Genomic DNA, 18,207 nt, shown 5'->3' with positions numbered 1-18,207 from the left:
TAAGATGCACTGAGTTGAGGCGGTATAAGTTTTTTAAGATGGCTTATAACTTAAACTCCAATTGAGTTGAGTGCAATTATTTGTTAAAGAACCTATACTTTTGCATAATGATTATTACAGATACCCATACCCATTTATATAGCCCTGCGTTTGATGACGATCGAAAAGCTATGATTGAACGTGCTCTTGCAGCGAATGTGTCTCGCTTTTTTATACCCGCTATCGATTCCACTTATACAGAGGCCATGATGCAGTTGGAGGCCGATTTTCCTGAACATGTATATTTGATGACGGGTTTGCATCCCACGTCAGTTAAGGAGAATTATAAAGAGGAATTAAGCCATGTTGAAGACCTGCTGTCCAAACGGGAATTTGTAGCGATTGGAGAAATTGGTATCGACTTATATTGGGATCAATCTACCTTAGAAATCCAGAAAGAAGCATTCAAACATCAAATTAAACTCGCTAAAAAGTATCAGTTGCCTATCGTTATTCATTGTCGTGATGCTTTTGATGAGATATTTGAAGTCTTAGAATCGGAGAAGTCAGATGATTTATTTGGCATCTTCCATTGTTTTACCGGAACTTTAGAGCAGGCGAAACGGGCAATTTCCTATAATATGAAACTAGGTATTGGTGGCGTTGTGACTTTTAAAAATGGAGGCGTCGATAAATTCTTGAATGAAATTGATTTAAAACATATCGTCTTAGAAACTGATGCTCCATATTTGTCGCCAACGCCTTTTAGAGGGAAACGTAATGAAAGTGCCTACATAATAAAAGTTTTAGATAAATTATCTGAACTCTACAGTGCGTCACCTGAAAAAATTGCCGAAATTACCACTGAAAATTCTAAAGCCATTTTTAAAATTTAAAAGATGTCTAACCAACAACCCAAAATTTTATTAATTTATACAGGAGGTACTATTGGTATGATCAAACATGCAGAATCAGGTGCTCTGAAAGCATTTGATTTTAGTAATTTGATCAAAAAAATTCCTGAGTTGAAACTGTTGGATTGTCAAATAACAACCTATTCATTTGAAGAGCCCATAGATTCTTCAAACATGAATCCGCAATATTGGATCCAAATTGCTGAGGTTATCGAGAATAATTATTCTTCGTTTGATGGTTTTGTGGTATTGCATGGAAGTGACACAATGAGCTATACGGCTTCAGCATTGAGTTTTATGCTTGAAAATTTGGCCAAACCTGTAATCTTAACCGGATCTCAATTGCCAATTGGCGATTTGCGAACGGATGCTAAAGAAAATCTCATCACATCCATACAAATGGCCTCTTTACAGTACCAAGGTAAACCTGTTATAAAAGAAGTAGGCCTGTATTTTGAATATAAGCTTTACCGTGGTAATAGGACCACAAAGATAAATGCGGAACATTTTGAAGCCTTTGAGTCTTTAAATTATCCTGATTTGGCCGAGTCCGGGGTGCATTTAAAAGTATCAAAAGACCATTTGTTTAAACCAAATACTCGCAAAACGTTTAAGGTGCATAAAAAACTAGAAAACCATATAGCCTTAATTAAAATGTTTCCTGGTATTTCACAACCTGTGTTAGAGTGCATGTTTTCTTCACCCTATATCAAAGGCATTATATTAGAAACCTACGGTGCAGGAAATACTACTACTGAAGATTGGTTTATCAATCTCGTAAAAAGTAAGATTAAAAGCGGGATTCCCGTAATCAACGTTACACAATGTTCTGGAGGAAGTGTAAACATGGGTCAATATGAAACCAGTTCACAATTGAAAAAAATGGGTGTCATTTCAGGAAAAGACATCACAACTGAGGCCGCAGTTACCAAATTAATGTATCTGTTGGGAGAAAAAATTTCTTCTAAAACCTTCAAAACCATATTTGAAACCTCTTTGCGTGGAGAAATGTCTTAAAATTAACGCTTAAAATTTTCTGACCTAAAAGATTTTTTCGTTATTTGGCACAGCAATTAAGTTCTAAATTTTAGAGAGGTGGCCGAGCGGTCGAAGGCGCACGCCTGGAAAGCGTGTATACCTCAAAAGGGTATCGAGGGTTCGAATCCCTTCCTCTCTGCAATTAATTTTGAGGCAGTGGTTGTCATTTCTGATTAAAGTCAACCACTTGAACAAGAATTATATTGCACAACCACGGTAGTAGTTGGGTTTGAGATATCATTAATCTCCTAGACTCTCCCGCATTTTTATTTTTTAATTGCAATTTTTTTATATCTTTAACACTTTAACTAATAAAATTAAGATCAGAACAATGAAAAGACTATTTTCTATCCTAGCCATTGCAGGAATCATGGCTTTCGGAACTGTAAGTGCAAATAACTTCGCAACTACAGCATCAATGGCGACTACAACCGTTGCAACAGTAACTCAAGACGAGACTCCGGCTCAGGCTGAAGACGATCTAGGGTTTCATCAAGAATTAAAGAAACGTTTTATTGAAGGTGGCCCAGGTTTTATGGGTATTGTATTGCTTTGTTTAATTTTAGGACTTGCAATTGCCATTGAGAGAATTATCTTTTTAAACTTATCTACTACAAACACTAAGAAATTAGTCCAAAATGTAGAAGATGCTTTACAATCAGGTGGAATTGAAGCTGCTAAGGAAGTTTGTAGAAATACAAAAGGACCTGTTGCTTCTATTTATTACCAAGGTTTAGATAGGGCAGACGGCGATTTAGATGCTGCTGAGAAAGCTGTCATTGCTTACGGTGGTGTTCAAATGGGTCAATTAGAGAAAAACGTGTCATGGATTTCATTGTTTATCGCATTAGCGCCAATGTTAGGGTTCATGGGTACTGTAATCGGTATGATTCAAGCCTTTGATAAAATTGAAGCTGCTGGAGATATGCAACCTTCACTTGTTGCGGGTGGTATTAAAGTAGCACTTTTAACAACGGTTTTTGGTCTTATTGTAGCCATTATTCTTCAAGTATTTTACAACTATATCATTGCTAAAATTGATAGTATTGTAAATGATATGGAAGATGCATCTATCACATTGATGGATATGCTTGTGAGATACAAAAGATAAACCGACCAATTATAAAAAATTATGAATTTACACAAAATATTAAAAATAGTAGCTGCGCTTTTGGGCCTTGCAGGTATCATCTTTTTAGTGATGATTATCTCAAAAGGTGATGAAGCAATTAAAGCTGCAGCTCTTGATGGCGACAGTGCCATTATAGATCCAATGGCTTTTGTAACTTACATTATTTTTGCACTGACTATAGCTTTCGTTCTGTTTTTTGTAATTAAAAACTTGTTTACAAATACAAGTTCATTAAAAAACACATTAATAGGAGTAGGCGCTTTTGCAGCAGTCTTAATAATATCTTATCTCGTATCTAGTGGTGATGACGCAGGAAACTATCTCTATAATGGAGCCCCTGCAACTGAAGGAGAGGCACATATGGTAGGTGCAGGTTTAATAGCGTTTTACATCCTAATCATTGGAGCTGCCGCAGCAATGGCTGTTGCAGGAGTCAAAAAAATAACTAAGTAATTATGGCAAAGAGATCAGCACCCGAAGTTAATGCAGGATCCATGGCTGATATTGCATTTTTGCTTCTTATCTTTTTCTTGGTCACAACGACCATTGAAACCGATACAGGTTTAAACAGAAAATTACCTCCAATTGATGATGAAAAGGTAGAACCACCTATCATTAAACAGAAGAACATTTTTACAGTTTTAATCAACGGTAAGAACCAACTTTTAGTTGAAGATGAGTTGATGGAACTTAAAGATTTAAGAAAAGCTGCTGTTGAATTTTTAGACAACGGTGGTGGTGTAGGAGAGGACGCTTGCTCTTATTGTAAAGGTAAAAAAGATCCAAAATCTTCTGACAACCCTGACAAGGCCATTATTTCATTGAAGAATGAAAGAGAGACCAAGTATGGTGTCTACATTTCTGTTCAAAATGAATTGGTAGCAGCCTACAATCAGTTAAGAGATAGAAGAGCTATGGAGCTGTATGGGAAAACCTTAAAGGAAATGGAAGCTAATTACAGCGATGTTAATTGGATAGGGAACAAGGAAAATCTTAAAGAGAAAATCGAAAAGATTAAGATTGAATACCCTCAGAAGCTATCAGAAGTTCAATAATAATTTAGAAAAAAAGCAATATGGCCAAATTTAATAAAAAGAAATCAGGCGATTTACCGGCAATATCAACAGCGTCTTTACCAGACATTGTATTTATGCTATTGTTCTTTTTTATGGTGGCAACGACAATGCGTGATACAACGTTAAAGATTGAAAACAAATTACCTTTTGCAGATCAGGTTGAAAAACTTGATAAGAAAGACTTGATAATGTATATCTATATAGGTAAACCTCAAGAAGCTTTCCAAGGTCAGTATGGTAAAGAATCGCGTATCCAACTTAATGATAAGTTTGCTGAACTTTCTGATATCAAAGCTTTTATTGCTTCTGAAAGAGCCTCTAAAAGAGAAGAGCTAATTCCGTTCTTGACCGTTGCTCTTAAAGTTGACGAAGGCGCTAACATGGGATTGGTTGGGGATGTTAAGAAAGAACTTAGAAAAGAGAACGCCTTAAAAATCAATTATACCACTAAAAAAGGTGATGTAAAAGATAATTAAAAATACTAAAATGTATTAGTTAAATAGTCTGAAAAGCATTCTACTTTATGTAGGATGCTTTTTTTTGTGATGGTATTTAGATTAAAACTTTTTAGGTTATATGTCGCTTCACTATGGCGTTTATAAGTGTGTTTATAATGTAATGTTACATGTGTACGTTTTCATTACTATATCCGTATTATCAACTATATTTGTGGTATGAGAAGTGCTATACTATTTGTTTTAGGTTGTGGTTTTACATCCCTAATATGGGCGCAACAAGTTGCCGATACCACCTTTGTAGATCAAAAATATAGAGAAGATCAATTTTATTTTTCCTTAACCTACAATCTTTTGGGTAAGGTGCCTAATGATTTAAAACAAAGTGGTTTCTCTAGTGGCGTGCATTTTGGGGTTATTAGAGATATGCCTATAAATGCTCGGCGTAATAAAGCGGTAGGAATAGGACTGGGCCTATCTACCAATTCTTACAATCAAAATGTGCTTATTTCTAAAGGATCTGATGGCGGTATCGATTACGACATTATTGATGAGCGGATCATTACCATCAAAAGAAACAAATTTACCACATATACCTTAGAGATGCCGTTGCAATACAGATGGCGTACCTCTACTGCGGTTGACTATAAGTTTTGGCGTATTTACACCGGCATAAAATTAGGCTATGTCTTTTATAATTCTTCTAAATTTACAGGGAGTGTAAAGGATATAAAATTAAATGGTATTGAAGATTTTAATGGCCTGCAATACGGACTCACATTAAGCGCAGGGTATTCTACTTGGAATTTTCATGTTTATTACGGCCTAAATACTATTTTTAAGGACACTGCGCAGCTCAATGGCCAAGCTATGGATATGAATAGCATAAAAATTGGTTTGATGTTTTACATCCTTTAATTTTATTTACATCAACTCCTTGTCTACATGCTCCTATAACCAATAATTCAATAAAACTAACTGCGGTAGCAAACCAACAAAAAATCCGATAAGCAATTCGATGTTCGTATGTGCTTTTAAATGCAATCTGGAGGTTGCAATGGCACCAATAATTACACACATTAGTGCGATGGTACCGTTGATGTTAATTTTAAAATGAATGCTCAAGGCCACGACAAACATGAAAAAGCCGGCACTTGCAATCATGTGTATACTAGCCTTCACCTTAAAAAAAGCTAAAAACAAGCATGCCAAAGTGGAGAAAAGTATGCCTAAATAAAAATAATAAAGTTCTGTGATCTCGTGATATGGCAGTACTCTGTTTAAAATCAATACGATAATGATTGCATTCAAAAACAAAGGGATGATGCGTTCTTTGGTAGACTTTAGATGTAAAGAATCTACTCTTTTAATTGTTTTCAATAAAAAATATAAGAGGATGGGTAGTATGAGCGTTAGGATGGTAATTGAGAATACTTTTGCTTTTATGACAGGATCCGGAATAAAACGCGGTGTTTTTGAAAAATAGAATAACACCCCAAGTAGGGGCATGAGCAATGGATGAAAGATGTATGAGATACTCTTTAAAAGGTAGTGTATCATATTTTTTTACGTAATCGCGCTACAGGGATATCAAGTTGTTCTCTGTATTTTGCAACGGTACGACGTGCAATTGGATAGCCTTTTTCCAACAAGATAGCAGCCAATTTTTCATCTGTTAATGGTTTGCGTTTGTTTTCGTCTTCAATGACCGTTTCTAAAATCTTCTTAATTTCACGCGTAGATACTTCCTCACCCTGGTCGTTTGTCATAGATTCTGAGAAAAACTCCTTAATCAATTTTGTACCATATGGCGTATCTACATATTTACTGTTGGCAACACGGGACACTGTGGAGACATCCATTTCAATTTCATCTGCAATATCCTTCAAAATCATAGGTTTTAACTTGCGCTCATCGCCTGTAAGGAAGTATTCCTTTTGATAGTGCATAATGGCACTCATTGTAACAAATAATGTTTGTTGACGTTGTTTAATGGCTTCAATAAACCACTTGGCGGCATCCAACTTTTGTTTGATGAACATGACGGCGTCCTTTTGGGATTTCGATTTGTCTTTGGACTCCTTATAGCCCTTCATCATATTACTGTATTCTCTTGAAACGTGTAACTCTGGTGCATTTCTACCATTTAAGGTCAATTCCAATTCGCCATCTACTATTCTAATGGCAAAATCGGGCACAATATGTTCAACGATGCGATTATTGCCTGAATAGGATCCTCCAGGTTTTGGATTCAGATGTTCTATCTCATCAATCGCATCTTTAAGTTGCATCTCAGTAATGTCAAACTTCTGAATTAGTTTTTTGTAATGCTTCTTGGTAAATTGATCAAAGGCATTGTCAATGATCTCAATGGCCAACTCTACGTCCGGATTTTTTTCCTTGCGATGCAATTGAATACTCAAACATTCTTGAAGGTTACGAGCTCCCACTCCTGCAGGATCCAATTGATGCACTACGTGAAGCACTTTTTCTATAGACTCCTCATCTGTAAAGACATTTTGGGTAAAGGCCAAATCATCTGTTATGTCAGTTAATGAACGTCTGATATAACCGCTTTCATCTACACTGCCTACTAAAAATTCGGCAATGTCTCGTTCATCATCCGTCAATCTAAATGTATTGAGTTGATTGGTGAGGTATTGGGTAAAGGATGTACCTGCAGCAAATGGCATGTCTTTGTCCTCATCATCAGCACTATAATTATTGGCCTGGGTTCTATAGTCAGGGACATCATCATCACTTAAATACTCATCAACATTAATGTCTTCACCAATTTGATCGGAATCATCAAACTCTTCTTGGGTATTGTCAAATTCATCAAAATTGTCGTCGAGATCATCCGATTCTTTACCAGATTCCAAAGCGGGATTTTCTTCCATTTCCTGCTTTAAACGTTGTTCAAATGCTTGTGTAGGCAATTGGATCAGTTTCATCAACTGAATTTGTTGCGGCGACAACTTTTGAGATAATTTGAACTGTAAATACTGCTTTAGCATACGTTTAAAAAGGTTTTAGTCTAAAATAGAAAAAACAATCTATAAATGTAATAAATATAGATTGTTTTGTGAAATATTTACATTTTGAGACTGCTCTATTATAATTATAAAACATGTCTCATTTTGTCCTAAAATTCGGCGTTGTGCGGTGTACGAGGAAACGGAATAACGTCGCGGATATTACCCATTCCGGTTACAAACATTACCAATCGCTCAAAACCAAGTCCAAACCCTGAATGCACTGCTGTACCGTATTTGCGTAAATCTAAATACCACCATAGTTCCGCCTCATCAATATCTAAAGCCTTCATTTTCTCTTTTAATACTTCTAAGCGCTCCTCACGTTGAGAACCTCCAACCATTTCACCAATACCAGGGAAGAGAATGTCCATAGCGCGAACGGTTTTACCATCCTCATTCAAACGCATATAGAAGGCTTTAATATTTGCAGGATAATCAAATAAAATGACAGGACATTTAAAGTGTTTTTCTACTAAAAAGCGTTCGTGTTCACTTTGAAGATCAGCACCCCACTCTTCAATTATATAGTTAAATTGCTTCTTCTTATTAGGTTTAGAATTCTTTAAAATGTCTATGGCTTCTGTATAGCTTACTCTTTTGAAATTGTTATCAATAACAAACTTTAGTTTTTCAATAAGGCTCATTGCTGAGCGTTCAGCTTGTGGTTTTGTTTTTTCTTCGTCTAACAAACGTTGCTCCAAGAACTCTAAATCTTCACGATTATGTTCTAAAATATAAGTTAAGACTGATTTTAGAAAATCTTCTGCCAAGTCCATATTACCAGCCAAATCCATAAAAGCGACCTCTGGCTCAATCATCCAAAATTCCGCTAAATGGCGCGAGGTATTAGAATTTTCTGCTCTAAAGGTTGGCCCAAAGGTATATACCTTACCTAAAGACATGGCATATGATTCTGCCTCCAATTGTCCTGAAACTGTAAGATTGGTTTCTTTACCAAAAAAATCTTCTTTATAATTGACCTCACCATTTTCAGTTAACGGTGGATTCTTTGGGTCCAAACCTGTCACACGGAACATTTCACCGGCACCTTCCGCATCACTTCCAGTGATAATTGGGGTGTGCATATAGTAAAACCCATTGTCATTAAAGTATTTATGAATAGCGAAGGATAATGTAGAACGCAATCGCATTACGGCACTGAAAGTGTTAGTTCTGGTGCGTAGGTGGGCATTTTCACGTAAAAACTCAAACGAGTGTTTTTTAGGTTGGATAGGATAGGTCTCCGGATCAGAATCGCCTAAAATCGTGATTTTATCCACTTTAATTTCAACAGACTGGCCTTTGCCTTGACTTTCAATAAGTTCACCTTTAATATGGACGGCGGCACCCGTAGTGATGCGCTTTAAAAGTTTTTCGTCAGTGTTTTCAAAATCAACAACACACTGTATATTTTGAAGTGAAGAACCATCATTTAAAGCAATAAAACGATTCGCTCTAAAGGTTCTTACCCACCCTTTGATATCTATGTCTTGCGATTTAAAATCGGCCTTCAATAATTCTGCAACAGTTTTTGATGTCATCGTCATAAATTTAAGTGTGCAAAGATAAAAAAAGCCGAGCGGCTTTCAAGCCTGAAAGATTTAAAAATCTATAAACGAAAATCTAGAGGGTAGAACTTTTAAAATTTGAAAGCTTATTGCTCAACTTCCGTTTTAATTGTCATCCTCTTCAGGTATAATGTTAATGGTGGGTTCTTTTAATGTTTGTTTATTTGCTATACTTTTCTCCAATGATAAGAGTAAAGATGGCAATAAAAGCAAATTAGAAAGCATCGCGAACAAGAGAGTTGCAGATACTAAAGCCCCTAAGGCTACTGTGCCTCCAAAACTTGACAATGTAAATACTGAGAATCCAAAAAACAGTACAATAGATGTATAGAACATACTTACTCCAGTTTCACGCAAGGCAGCATATACTGATTTTTTGATTTTCCAATTATTGGCCTGCAATTCCTGACGGTACTTTGCCAAAAAGTGAATGGTATCATCTACTGAAATTCCAAAAGCAATACTAAATACTAAGATTGTAGATGGTTTTATGGGTACTCCCAAATACCCCATAAGACCAGCTGTAATTAGCAATGGCAAAAGGTTAGGAATTAGGGATACCACAATCATTCTGAATGATCTAAATAAATACGCCATAAATAAGGCAATCAATAAAATGGCAAGTGAAAGGGAAATAAATAAATTTTTTACCAAGTATTTGGTACCTTTTTGAAACACTAAGGCTTTCCCAGTCATGATGACACTGTAACGCTCTTCAGGAAAAAGCTTATTTATCTCAGTTTGTAAGCCCTCTTCAATGCGTTCCATTTTATCCGTACCAATATCCTTCATAAACGTGGTAATACGCGCATATTGGCCAGTACTATCTACAAAGCTCTTTAGAAGATTGGCCTCAGTACTTGAGTTTTTGGCGTATGATAAAATAAAGCTGTTTTCTTGACTCGTAGGGAGCTGATAATATTTAGGATTTCCGTTATAATAAGCTTGTTTGGAATACTTTACCAAGCTGACCACAGAAACAGGCCGAGAGAGTTGCGGAATGTCATTAATATGCTCTTCCAACTCATTCATGCGTTTAAGCGTGCTCAATTTCATAACTCCTTTTTTCCGCTTGGTATCAATCATGATTTCTAATGGCATTATCCCATTAAATTCGCTTTCAAAAAAGCGAATATCCTTAAAGAATTGTGTATTCTGAGGCATATCCTCTATTAGGCTTCCAGAAATTTTTATCTGAAAGATGCCTATCAAACTTAAGGTCAATAAACTGACTGCAGTAATGTATATGGTTATACGGCGTTCTTTAACCATACGTGCCATCCAATTAACAAATCCACTCGTCCACCGTCTGTTAAAATGGTCTAAATGCCGCTCTTTGGGATAAGGCAAGAACGTGTATATAATAGGTATTATGAGTATGGAGAGAATAAAAATGGAAATAATACTCAATGATGCCACAATACCAAATTCTTTTAATAAGGTACTTTCTGTGAGAATAAACGTCGCAAACCCAGAAGCGGTAGTCATATTGGTCATTAAGGTAGCATTACCTATTTTGGTAATAACGCGCTGTAGGGATTTTACTTTATTGCCATGCAGTTTTACCTCATGTTGGTATTTATTGATAAGAAATATACAGTTGGGTATTCCAATAACAATAATGAGCGGCGGAATTAAGGCTGTTAATACTGTAATTTCGTAACCTAACAGTCCAATGATGCCGAAAGTCCACATAACGCCAACAGACACTACAAGAAGCGATATGAGCGTTGCTCTAACTGATCTAAAAAATAAAAAGAAGATAAATGAGGTGACTAATAATGCGGCCCCAATAAATAAGCCAATTTCGTCAACAATGCTTTGAGAATTAAGGGTTCTGATATAAGGCATGCCTGAAACCCGGACGTCTAAATTATACTTTTCTTCAAAAGTATTGACCCTTGTTTCCAGGACATCTATAATGAAATCTTTCCTAGCTGATGTATTTATAATGTCCTTTTTAAGGTAAATAGCGGTTCTTATAGTGCGGGTTTCCTTATTGAATAGGAAGTTATCATAAAAAGGATACTGCTGAAAAAGCTCTTGTTGTAGTGAGTCTATTTCAGCTAGGGAGGTTAATGAATCAGTTATAAAGGGCTTGAGGTCAAACTTTTCCTTGTCCGTATTTTTAACAAGTTTTTGTAAATCTTTAATGGACAGCACGGTCTCAACTTCCTCATACTGCTTAAAACTTTCAGATAACCGGTTCCACGCATTTAATTTTTCAACCGTAAAGAGTGTTGGATCTTTAACACCAAGGACAACCAAATTGCCTTCTTCGCCAAAAATGTTTAAAAACTCATTATAGGTTTGGTTTACTTCATGGTCGTTGGGGAGTAGATTTGCTTCCGTAAAGGTGAAACGCATATTCTTCCATTGGGTACTGAAAAGTAGCGTAATAATTACGACAGCCGCAAGTATAATAATTTTGTTACGCAAGATGAGTCGCGCCACAATTTCCCAAAATCTTTTAGTAAACCGTTTAGTCATAGCAATTTTTACTACAACAAAGGTAGAAAAAACAAAAGATTTGGAAGGCGATTACAAACTAATATTAAAAGTGAATTTTGCCGCAACATTATCTGCAAATTCTGGTAAATGGTATCCGCCATAACGGTAGGCAAAACTTAATCCGAAACCAAAGAGAATCTTGTTTAGCTCCAAACCGGCTTCAGAGTAACCTTTGTTTAAGGTTCCAAAGCTAACACCTTGATGGCGTTCAATATCATGCATGTTTCCCAATGCAAAACGGGAAATCAGGACCATTTGTGGCTGCAAACGTTTGGCAATATTAAAAGGCTTTAAGTAATGTTTCAATTGTAAGGTTGCAAACCGATCTGAGAAAAATTCATTAAAGTACATCGTTTCAAAACTATTGATACCAGCTACGGAAAAACGTTGTAAAATGGTCTGTTTGTCAATATTATTGGGATAGGCGTGGTATAAATGTGTAAGTGGTGTTTTACCGGTTGCGATACCGCTAGTAAGTGTGGCTTCAGTAAAGTTGTTACCTAGCGCATTATGATTTAGCTTATAGATGGTTCTAAAATCAGCCTTAAAGAAATTAAAATCGCCTCCTAAAACATCTTTAAAGCTTTGTGACAGTTGTAAAGTGAAGTTTGGAAAACCTTCTTTTTCTACCTCTACATCTCCAATTGTTTCGAATGTGTTAAAGGGATTCCATTGCAAGGAAATTTGAGCACGGCTCATCCTAAATTCATTAAAAGCCGTATCATCAACAAAAAATGTATAATTGTAAGTAGGCGTGACATTACTCCTAGAAAGTTGCGTTTCTGATAGTAGATAAGGGGTTATTCTATGTTCTAAGGATACCGATTTTGTAATGTGATGATGAAAACGATTAATGTTCAGTAATCGAGGCTCAAAAAATGAAAAGAATCGTTTGTCAGTTAAAAAATTAGAACTTCCAGTTTCTTGTAGGTCATCTGTGTAGGAGAGGTTAACCCAGGTTTCTGAAGCTTTAGAAACTCGAAAGCCACCACCAATACTATATTTGAAAGTATGGTCTTTAAAACCATACACCACATAGCCATTCATCCTATATCTGTCAGAGAGATTGTTATTGGTTCTTCCGCCCAGGCCAGTCCTTACACCTTCATATTGATTGAATTTAAACAGGTATCTTAGGTCAATATCAATGTATTTAGTAGGAAAAAAACCATTCCCTATTTGCTTAAAAAATTTGCTTTTTTTAAGTGAATCCTGTTCAACAACGGAAAGTGTGTCTCCTGGTTTAGTAGGTGCCTGTGATTGTGCTGACCATATACAAATAATAAAAAACAGATAAGCACAGTATTTTTGCATAGCGAGTGTGTTATGATAATTTTGATAAGCTAAAAAAAGCGACTTGGAAGTCGCTTTCTGTTTTATACGGTCATGATCTCCTTTTCTTTTACTTCTAAGAAATCATCAATCTTTTTAACGTATTTATCAGTGAGCTGTTGTACGCTTTGTTCCGCATCTTTTTGAAGATCTTCAGACACGTCTTCCAGTTTTTTAATCTCAGTATTGGCATCTTTTCTTGCGCTACGCACTCCAATTTTCGCGTCTTCAGCTTCTGCTTTAGCTTGTTTTGCTAAATCACGTCTGCGTTCCTCTGTTAATGGCGGCACATTGATGATGATAAGGTCTCCATTGTTCATCGGATTAAACCCTAAATTGGCAACTTGAATTCCTTTCTCAATTTCTTGAAGCATTTTTTTCTCCCAAGGTTGCACTGAAATTGTCCTTCCATCAGGCGTATTCACGTTAGCCACTTGGTTTAACGGTGTTTGTGTACCATAATAATTAACCATTACACTGCCCAACATTGCGGGAGTAGCTTTACCCGCCCTAATATTCATAAATTGTTTTTCCAGATGCTTAATGGCATTGTCCATGGCCTCCTGAGCGCTATCTAATATAAATTTAATGTCTTCGTTCATCACTAAAAAATTTTAAATTTTAAACAGTTTAAAAAATGAGCCAAACGGCAACTTTAAAAGGTTACAAATTGACTTCAGTTCCAATTTTTTCGCCGAGAACCACTTTAAGAAGGTTCCCTTTTTTATTCATATCAAAAACAATAATTGGCAATTCGTTTTCTTGGCTTAACGTAAACGCAGTGGTATCCATTACTTTTAATCCTTTTCTTAAAACATCATCAAAAGTGATTTGGTCAAATTTTACAGCACTGATATCTTTTTCAGGGTCAGTATTGTAAATACCATCTACACGAGTACCTTTTAGAATGACATCAGCCTCTATTTCAATAGCTCTTAATACAGCGGCTGAATCTGTCGTAAAATAAGGATTGCCAGTGCCACCTCCAAATATGACGACACGTCCTTTTTCCAAATGGCGCATGGCTTTTCTTCTTATAAAAGGCTCTGCAACCTGATTGATATGGACAGCAGACTGTAAACGGGTTGGGATGCCGGCATCTTCTAAAGCACTTTGCAAAGCCAATCCGTTGATTACCGTTGCAAGCATACCCATATGGTCACCTTGCACGCGATCCATACCGTTGCTTGCGCCTGCAACACCTCTAAAAATGTTTCCTCCACCAATAACAATAGCTACCTCTACGCCTAATTTTGTAATGGCACTAATGTCGGCGGCATATTCTTCCAGTCGTAGTGGATCAATACCGTACTGACGATCTCCCATTAATGCTTCGCCTGATAATTTGAGGAGGATTCTTTTGTATTTCATGTGTTCATTCTTAATGTTTCTCAAAGGTCACATGCTGCTCGCTAATGACCACTGCTTTATGTTTTACAAGCTTCGGCAGGCTCGATTCATGTGTTCATTCTTAATGTTTCTCAAAGGTCACATGCTGCTCGCTAATGACCACTGCTTTATGTTTTACAAGCTTCGGCAGGCTCGTTTCATGTGTTGTTTTGAAAAGTTTAGCAAATATAAGGATTATTGTAATTTACAAAAGTAGAAGTTGCTTAATTCCACCTTAGGGTTTCCATGATATGTTTAATGTCTTTTTTTAAATAATCGGCTGCAGGTAAAATGGAATCGAAATTTGGTTTCGCATAGAAATAAAGTGATCCATTTAAAAAATGATTCACACTGTCAGTCACATAGAATTGTGATTGTGAAGCGGCATTTCCTCCCACTTCATAAAACATGCCATATACCTTATGGTCATTATTGCTATATAAATTGCTTTCAATGGCATCGGCTTTTTGTGTATGCTCTTGAGTTAAATTTTGAGAATCTCTTATCAGTGGAATAAGATTGTCTTCATTCACTTTTATATAAGTCAAATAAATAGTGCCTTTTAGGGTAGGGTAATGGATGTCTATACCATAAGTTTGATTTTTTGAATCTACTTTGATATTTTTAATACGTTCCGCAAGAGTGTTTTTCTCAAACGTAAATGGCAAATTAAGAGCAATCTCTTCATATTCTGCCGGTGGGTAATCTAACCGTAAAAAACCCTTTGGTTTTGGTACGGGGTCATCACCACAAGAATAGCAAATTGCAAGTAATAATGTGAAAATTAAAAGTTTTGTCTTTATCATTATAAGATGGTAAATTTTACCTGTTTGATGCGTTTTTTGTCTAGTGTTTCAATAGTAAACACATAATTTTTAAAATTTATCTTACTACCGCGCCGTGGGAATAGTCCAGAAATTTCTAATACAAAGCCTGCAATGGTTTCAGCTTCCCCCTTGTGGTTTTCAAAATCGGCCTCATTGTCTAAATTTACAATTTTGTAAAAATCCTTGAGGGGTGTTTTGCCGTCAAACGCGTAATTATTATCGTCTATTTTAGTGTAAATTAAATCGTCGTCATCAAATTCGTCACTAATATCACCTACAATTTCTTCGATAACATCTTCTAAAGAGACTAATCCGGAAGTGCCACCGTATTCATCAACCACAACCGCTAGATGGACCTTTTTCTCTTGAAATTCGGCCATTAAATCGTCTAATTTTTTGTTTTCAGGCACAAAAAATGGTTCACGCAACAGGGCGGTCCAATCAAATTGTTTACGATCAATATATGGCAACAAGTCTTTTACGTATAATATTCCTACCACCGTATCAATAGTCTCTTTGTACACAGGAATTCTTGAGTAACCATTCTTGACGATCTCAGGGATGATCTCAGAATACTTCTGATCAGTATGCAGTGCGAAAATATCAATACGCGGACGCATAACCTGTTTGGTATCTGTATTACCGAAAGATACTATTCCCTGAAGGATGCGATGTTCTTCCATAGTGGTTTCATGCTCTCCAGTAAGTTCTAGTGCCTGCGACAATTGGTCTACACTGAGGTTAGATTTCTGTTTCCCTAATCTATCATGAATTCCAATGGTGATAGAGCGCATGGGTAAACTGATTGGCGAAAATATAATATCTAAAAACCGGACCGGTTGTGCCATAAACATGGCAAATTTATTCCGATTTCTGTTGGCGTAAATCTTAGGGATAATTTCTCCGAAGAGCAAAATTAAAAAGGTTACCAAAACCACTTCGAGCAGAAATTTTAACCACGTGATGCTAATTTGGTGAAAAATGAATTCTCCAATATAAGCAAACAAAATAACGATAGCGATATTGATAAAATTATTGGCAACCAATATGGTGGCCAATAGTTTTTTAGGACGTTCCAATAATTTAGAAATGGTTTGAAATGCCGTTGCGTTTTGCGCCATTCCGTTGTCTAGGTCAGAACGTGTTAAAGAGAAAAATGCGACTTCAGCACCAGAAATAAGAGCAGAACACGCCAATAAAATAAATAATAAGATAACGCCAATGATCAGGGAGATGTTATCAGAAGTTTGAAGAATAAGGAATTGTATGGGTTCAGGGTCCAAAGGAAAAGAAATTAGTTAAATTTAAAATGGCAAATCATCATTCTGTTCGGGCTCCGCAGTGTTTTTATTTGGATTAGACGTTGGAGGCGTCTGGCTTGAGCTATGCTCTTGACCATCATTTTTAGTGCTTAAAAACGTAAAGTCTGTACATTGAATTTCAGTAGAATAGCGCTCAATACCTTTATCGTCATTCCATTTTCTGGTCTTGATGCGTCCTTCTATGTAGACTTTGTCGCCTTTGCTTAAATATTTTTCACAAATTTCTGCCGCCTTATTTCGTACCACTATATTATGCCATTCCGTATTGGTAATACGTTCGTTGGTTTGTTTACTCGTATAAGTCTCATTTGTAGCCAACGGGAAGCGTCCAACGCAGTTTTTATCATCAAAATAGTGCATTTTAACATCATCACCCAAATGACCAATTAACATGACTTTATTTAAAGTTCCAGACATAATAGTTTTATAATTAATGTGCAAAATTAACCAATTGCACGGATATTATTAAAAGTAATAAAAAAATGTGAGTTATTATTTATAGTCGCTATAATTTATTGAGGGTGGCTGATGATTCATTACAGTAGTTCTATGGTCCTAATACTCAAAAAAAATCATCAATAAAATTACTAATTAATATGGGTGTAGGGTGGTTCTTGATTTCAGTGATTGGCATTCCTTTTTGGGGTAGCTGATCAATTTCAATAATCCAAAATTTGGTATGCAAATGTTGATGCGAAAGTTTGTGAATAATGTCTTTATTGTTATAAAGGCTAAATTCAAACGGCGCATTGGCAAAATACCTGCTGATGAAAGGGTGATTTTTAAAGTCGGCTATTTTTAATTTTTTTTCAGTTTCCAATAAAGGGAACTGATATAGGTTTTGCCAAATGCCCTTTTTGACTCTTTTTTGAAATATCGTTTGCTTATCAGTAGACAGTAGGACTAAAAAATTAAAATACTTAGTGCTGACTTTTGTTTTTTTAAGCTTAACGGGGAGTTGATCAATTAAATTTTTCTGAAGTGCCACACAACTGTCATTTAAAGGACAGATTTGACAATTCGGATTTTTAGGTTTGCATTGCACAGCTCCAAACTCCATAATGGCCTGATTATAATCTGACGGATGATCATGATCCATTAAAGACTCAGCCAAGGCTTTAAATTCTTTAATACCGTCTGTAGCGTTTATGGGAGTGTCAATGCCAAAATAACGCGACAATACTCTGTAAACGTTCCCATCAACCACAGCTGTAGGTTCTCCGTAGCAAATAGATGCTATGGCACTGGCCGTATAATCGCCCACACCTTTTAATTTTAAGAGGTCTTTATAGGTGTTTGGAAAGATGCCATTATGATGGGTGGCAATATGTTTGGCTGTGGTGTGTAGGTTGCGTGCCCTAGAGTAGTATCCTAGACCTTGCCAAAGTTTTAATACCTCAGTTTCTTGGGCGTTAGCAAGATCAAAAACTGTAGGATATTTAGAAACAAAAGCGTTGTAATAAGGTTGCCCTTGGGCTATTTGGGTCTGTTGTAAAATTATTTCTGACAACCAGATGTTATAGGGGTTTTTAGTTCTTCGCCATGGGAGTTCGCGCTTATGTTCTGAATACCAAAGGGTTAAAGTCTTGTTAAAATCCATTTAAATTTTTTAATCGCCACAAAAAT

18 protein-coding genes and 1 tRNA gene are annotated in these 18,207 nt (G+C 36.2%); 8 read left to right on the top strand and 11 right to left on the bottom strand.

The annotated features are described in order from the left end of the window. Positions 1 to 107: 107 nt before the first annotated feature. The 8 genes from BXY82_RS03050 to BXY82_RS03015 all read left to right on the top strand — a co-directional run bounded on the left by BXY82_RS03050 (position 108) and on the right by BXY82_RS03015 (position 5,512). Positions 108 to 875 carry a TatD family hydrolase gene (locus BXY82_RS03050; RefSeq protein WP_133756701.1) on the top strand — a complete coding sequence of 256 codons (768 nt, stop codon included), beginning with the start codon at positions 108 to 110 and terminating at the stop codon, positions 873 to 875. Between the two features lie 3 nt (positions 876 to 878). Then, on the top strand, positions 879 to 1,910 hold the full coding sequence (locus tag BXY82_RS03045) for an asparaginase (RefSeq protein ID WP_133756700.1): 1,032 nt from the start codon (positions 879 to 881) through the stop codon (positions 1,908 to 1,910). Between the two features lie 72 nt (positions 1,911 to 1,982). Next, positions 1,983 to 2,070: transfer RNA gene (locus tag BXY82_RS03040), tRNA-Ser, on the top strand. Between the two features lie 192 nt (positions 2,071 to 2,262). Further along, positions 2,263 to 3,042 carry a MotA/TolQ/ExbB proton channel family protein gene (locus BXY82_RS03035; protein ID WP_133756699.1) on the top strand — a complete coding sequence of 260 codons (780 nt, stop codon included), beginning with the start codon at positions 2,263 to 2,265 and terminating at the stop codon, positions 3,040 to 3,042. A 21-nt stretch (positions 3,043 to 3,063) separates the two neighbouring features. Further along, the gene (locus BXY82_RS03030) at positions 3,064 to 3,516 is read left to right on the top strand and encodes a hypothetical protein (protein WP_133756698.1); all 453 of its coding nucleotides are present in this window, start codon (positions 3,064 to 3,066) and stop codon (positions 3,514 to 3,516) included. Positions 3,517 to 3,518: 2 nt separating this feature from the next. Continuing rightward, on the top strand, positions 3,519 to 4,118 hold the full coding sequence (locus tag BXY82_RS03025) for an ExbD/TolR family protein (protein ID WP_133756697.1): 600 nt from the start codon (positions 3,519 to 3,521) through the stop codon (positions 4,116 to 4,118). A 20-nt stretch (positions 4,119 to 4,138) separates the two neighbouring features. After that, entirely contained in the window at positions 4,139 to 4,615 is a 477-nt protein-coding gene (locus tag BXY82_RS03020) for an ExbD/TolR family protein (RefSeq protein ID WP_133756696.1), read from the top strand. Positions 4,616 to 4,813: 198 nt separating this feature from the next. Next, positions 4,814 to 5,512, top strand: a complete 699-nt coding sequence (locus BXY82_RS03015; RefSeq protein WP_133756695.1) for a porin family protein — start codon at positions 4,814 to 4,816, stop codon at positions 5,510 to 5,512. Between the two features lie 33 nt (positions 5,513 to 5,545). On the opposite strand, the gene BXY82_RS03010 is transcribed toward BXY82_RS03015, so the two are convergent. From BXY82_RS03010 to mutY, 11 genes are all read right to left on the bottom strand, one after another. Next, positions 5,546 to 6,154 (bottom strand): hypothetical protein, encoded by a 609-nt coding sequence (locus tag BXY82_RS03010; RefSeq protein ID WP_133756694.1) that lies wholly within the window; start codon positions 6,152 to 6,154, stop codon positions 5,546 to 5,548. Next, on the bottom strand, positions 6,151 to 7,611 hold the full coding sequence (gene rpoN, locus BXY82_RS03005) for an RNA polymerase factor sigma-54 (protein ID WP_133756693.1): 1,461 nt from the start codon (positions 7,609 to 7,611) through the stop codon (positions 6,151 to 6,153). Before rpoN ends, BXY82_RS03010 begins: the two co-directional genes overlap by 4 nt. Positions 7,612 to 7,739: 128 nt before the next feature. Next, a complete protein-coding gene (asnS, locus tag BXY82_RS03000; protein ID WP_133756692.1) occupies positions 7,740 to 9,173 on the bottom strand; it encodes an asparagine--tRNA ligase in 1,434 nt (477 codons plus the stop codon). 132 nt (positions 9,174 to 9,305) lie between these two features. Continuing rightward, a complete protein-coding gene (locus BXY82_RS02995; protein ID WP_133756691.1) occupies positions 9,306 to 11,690 on the bottom strand; it encodes an efflux RND transporter permease subunit in 2,385 nt (794 codons plus the stop codon). 51 nt (positions 11,691 to 11,741) lie between these two features. Further along, a complete protein-coding gene (locus tag BXY82_RS02990) occupies positions 11,742 to 13,025 on the bottom strand; it encodes a hypothetical protein (RefSeq protein ID WP_133756690.1) in 1,284 nt (427 codons plus the stop codon). 62 nt (positions 13,026 to 13,087) lie between these two features. Next, positions 13,088 to 13,645 (bottom strand): ribosome recycling factor, encoded by a 558-nt coding sequence (frr, locus tag BXY82_RS02985; protein WP_133756689.1) that lies wholly within the window; start codon positions 13,643 to 13,645, stop codon positions 13,088 to 13,090. A gap of 61 nt (positions 13,646 to 13,706) precedes the next feature. Next, the gene (gene pyrH / locus BXY82_RS02980; RefSeq protein WP_133756688.1) at positions 13,707 to 14,414 is read right to left on the bottom strand and encodes a UMP kinase; all 708 of its coding nucleotides are present in this window, start codon (positions 14,412 to 14,414) and stop codon (positions 13,707 to 13,709) included. A 242-nt stretch (positions 14,415 to 14,656) separates the two neighbouring features. Then, on the bottom strand, positions 14,657 to 15,235 hold the full coding sequence (gldD, locus tag BXY82_RS02975; RefSeq protein ID WP_449404156.1) for a gliding motility lipoprotein GldD: 579 nt from the start codon (positions 15,233 to 15,235) through the stop codon (positions 14,657 to 14,659). 2 nt (positions 15,236 to 15,237) lie between these two features. Beyond that, the gene (locus BXY82_RS02970; RefSeq protein WP_133756686.1) at positions 15,238 to 16,542 is read right to left on the bottom strand and encodes a gliding motility-associated protein GldE; all 1,305 of its coding nucleotides are present in this window, start codon (positions 16,540 to 16,542) and stop codon (positions 15,238 to 15,240) included. Positions 16,543 to 16,563: 21 nt separating this feature from the next. After that, a complete protein-coding gene (locus BXY82_RS02965; RefSeq protein WP_133756685.1) occupies positions 16,564 to 16,998 on the bottom strand; it encodes a single-stranded DNA-binding protein in 435 nt (144 codons plus the stop codon). Positions 16,999 to 17,143: 145 nt separating this feature from the next. Continuing rightward, positions 17,144 to 18,181, bottom strand: a complete 1,038-nt coding sequence (gene mutY / locus BXY82_RS02960) for an A/G-specific adenine glycosylase (RefSeq protein ID WP_133756684.1) — start codon at positions 18,179 to 18,181, stop codon at positions 17,144 to 17,146. Between the last annotated feature and the right edge of the window lie 26 nt (positions 18,182 to 18,207).

It is taken from the genome of Gelidibacter sediminis, assembly GCF_004364975.1.
GTDB classification, from domain to species: domain Bacteria; phylum Bacteroidota; class Bacteroidia; order Flavobacteriales; family Flavobacteriaceae; genus Gelidibacter; species Gelidibacter sediminis.
This window is presented reverse-complemented; position numbering and strand designations above follow the sequence as displayed.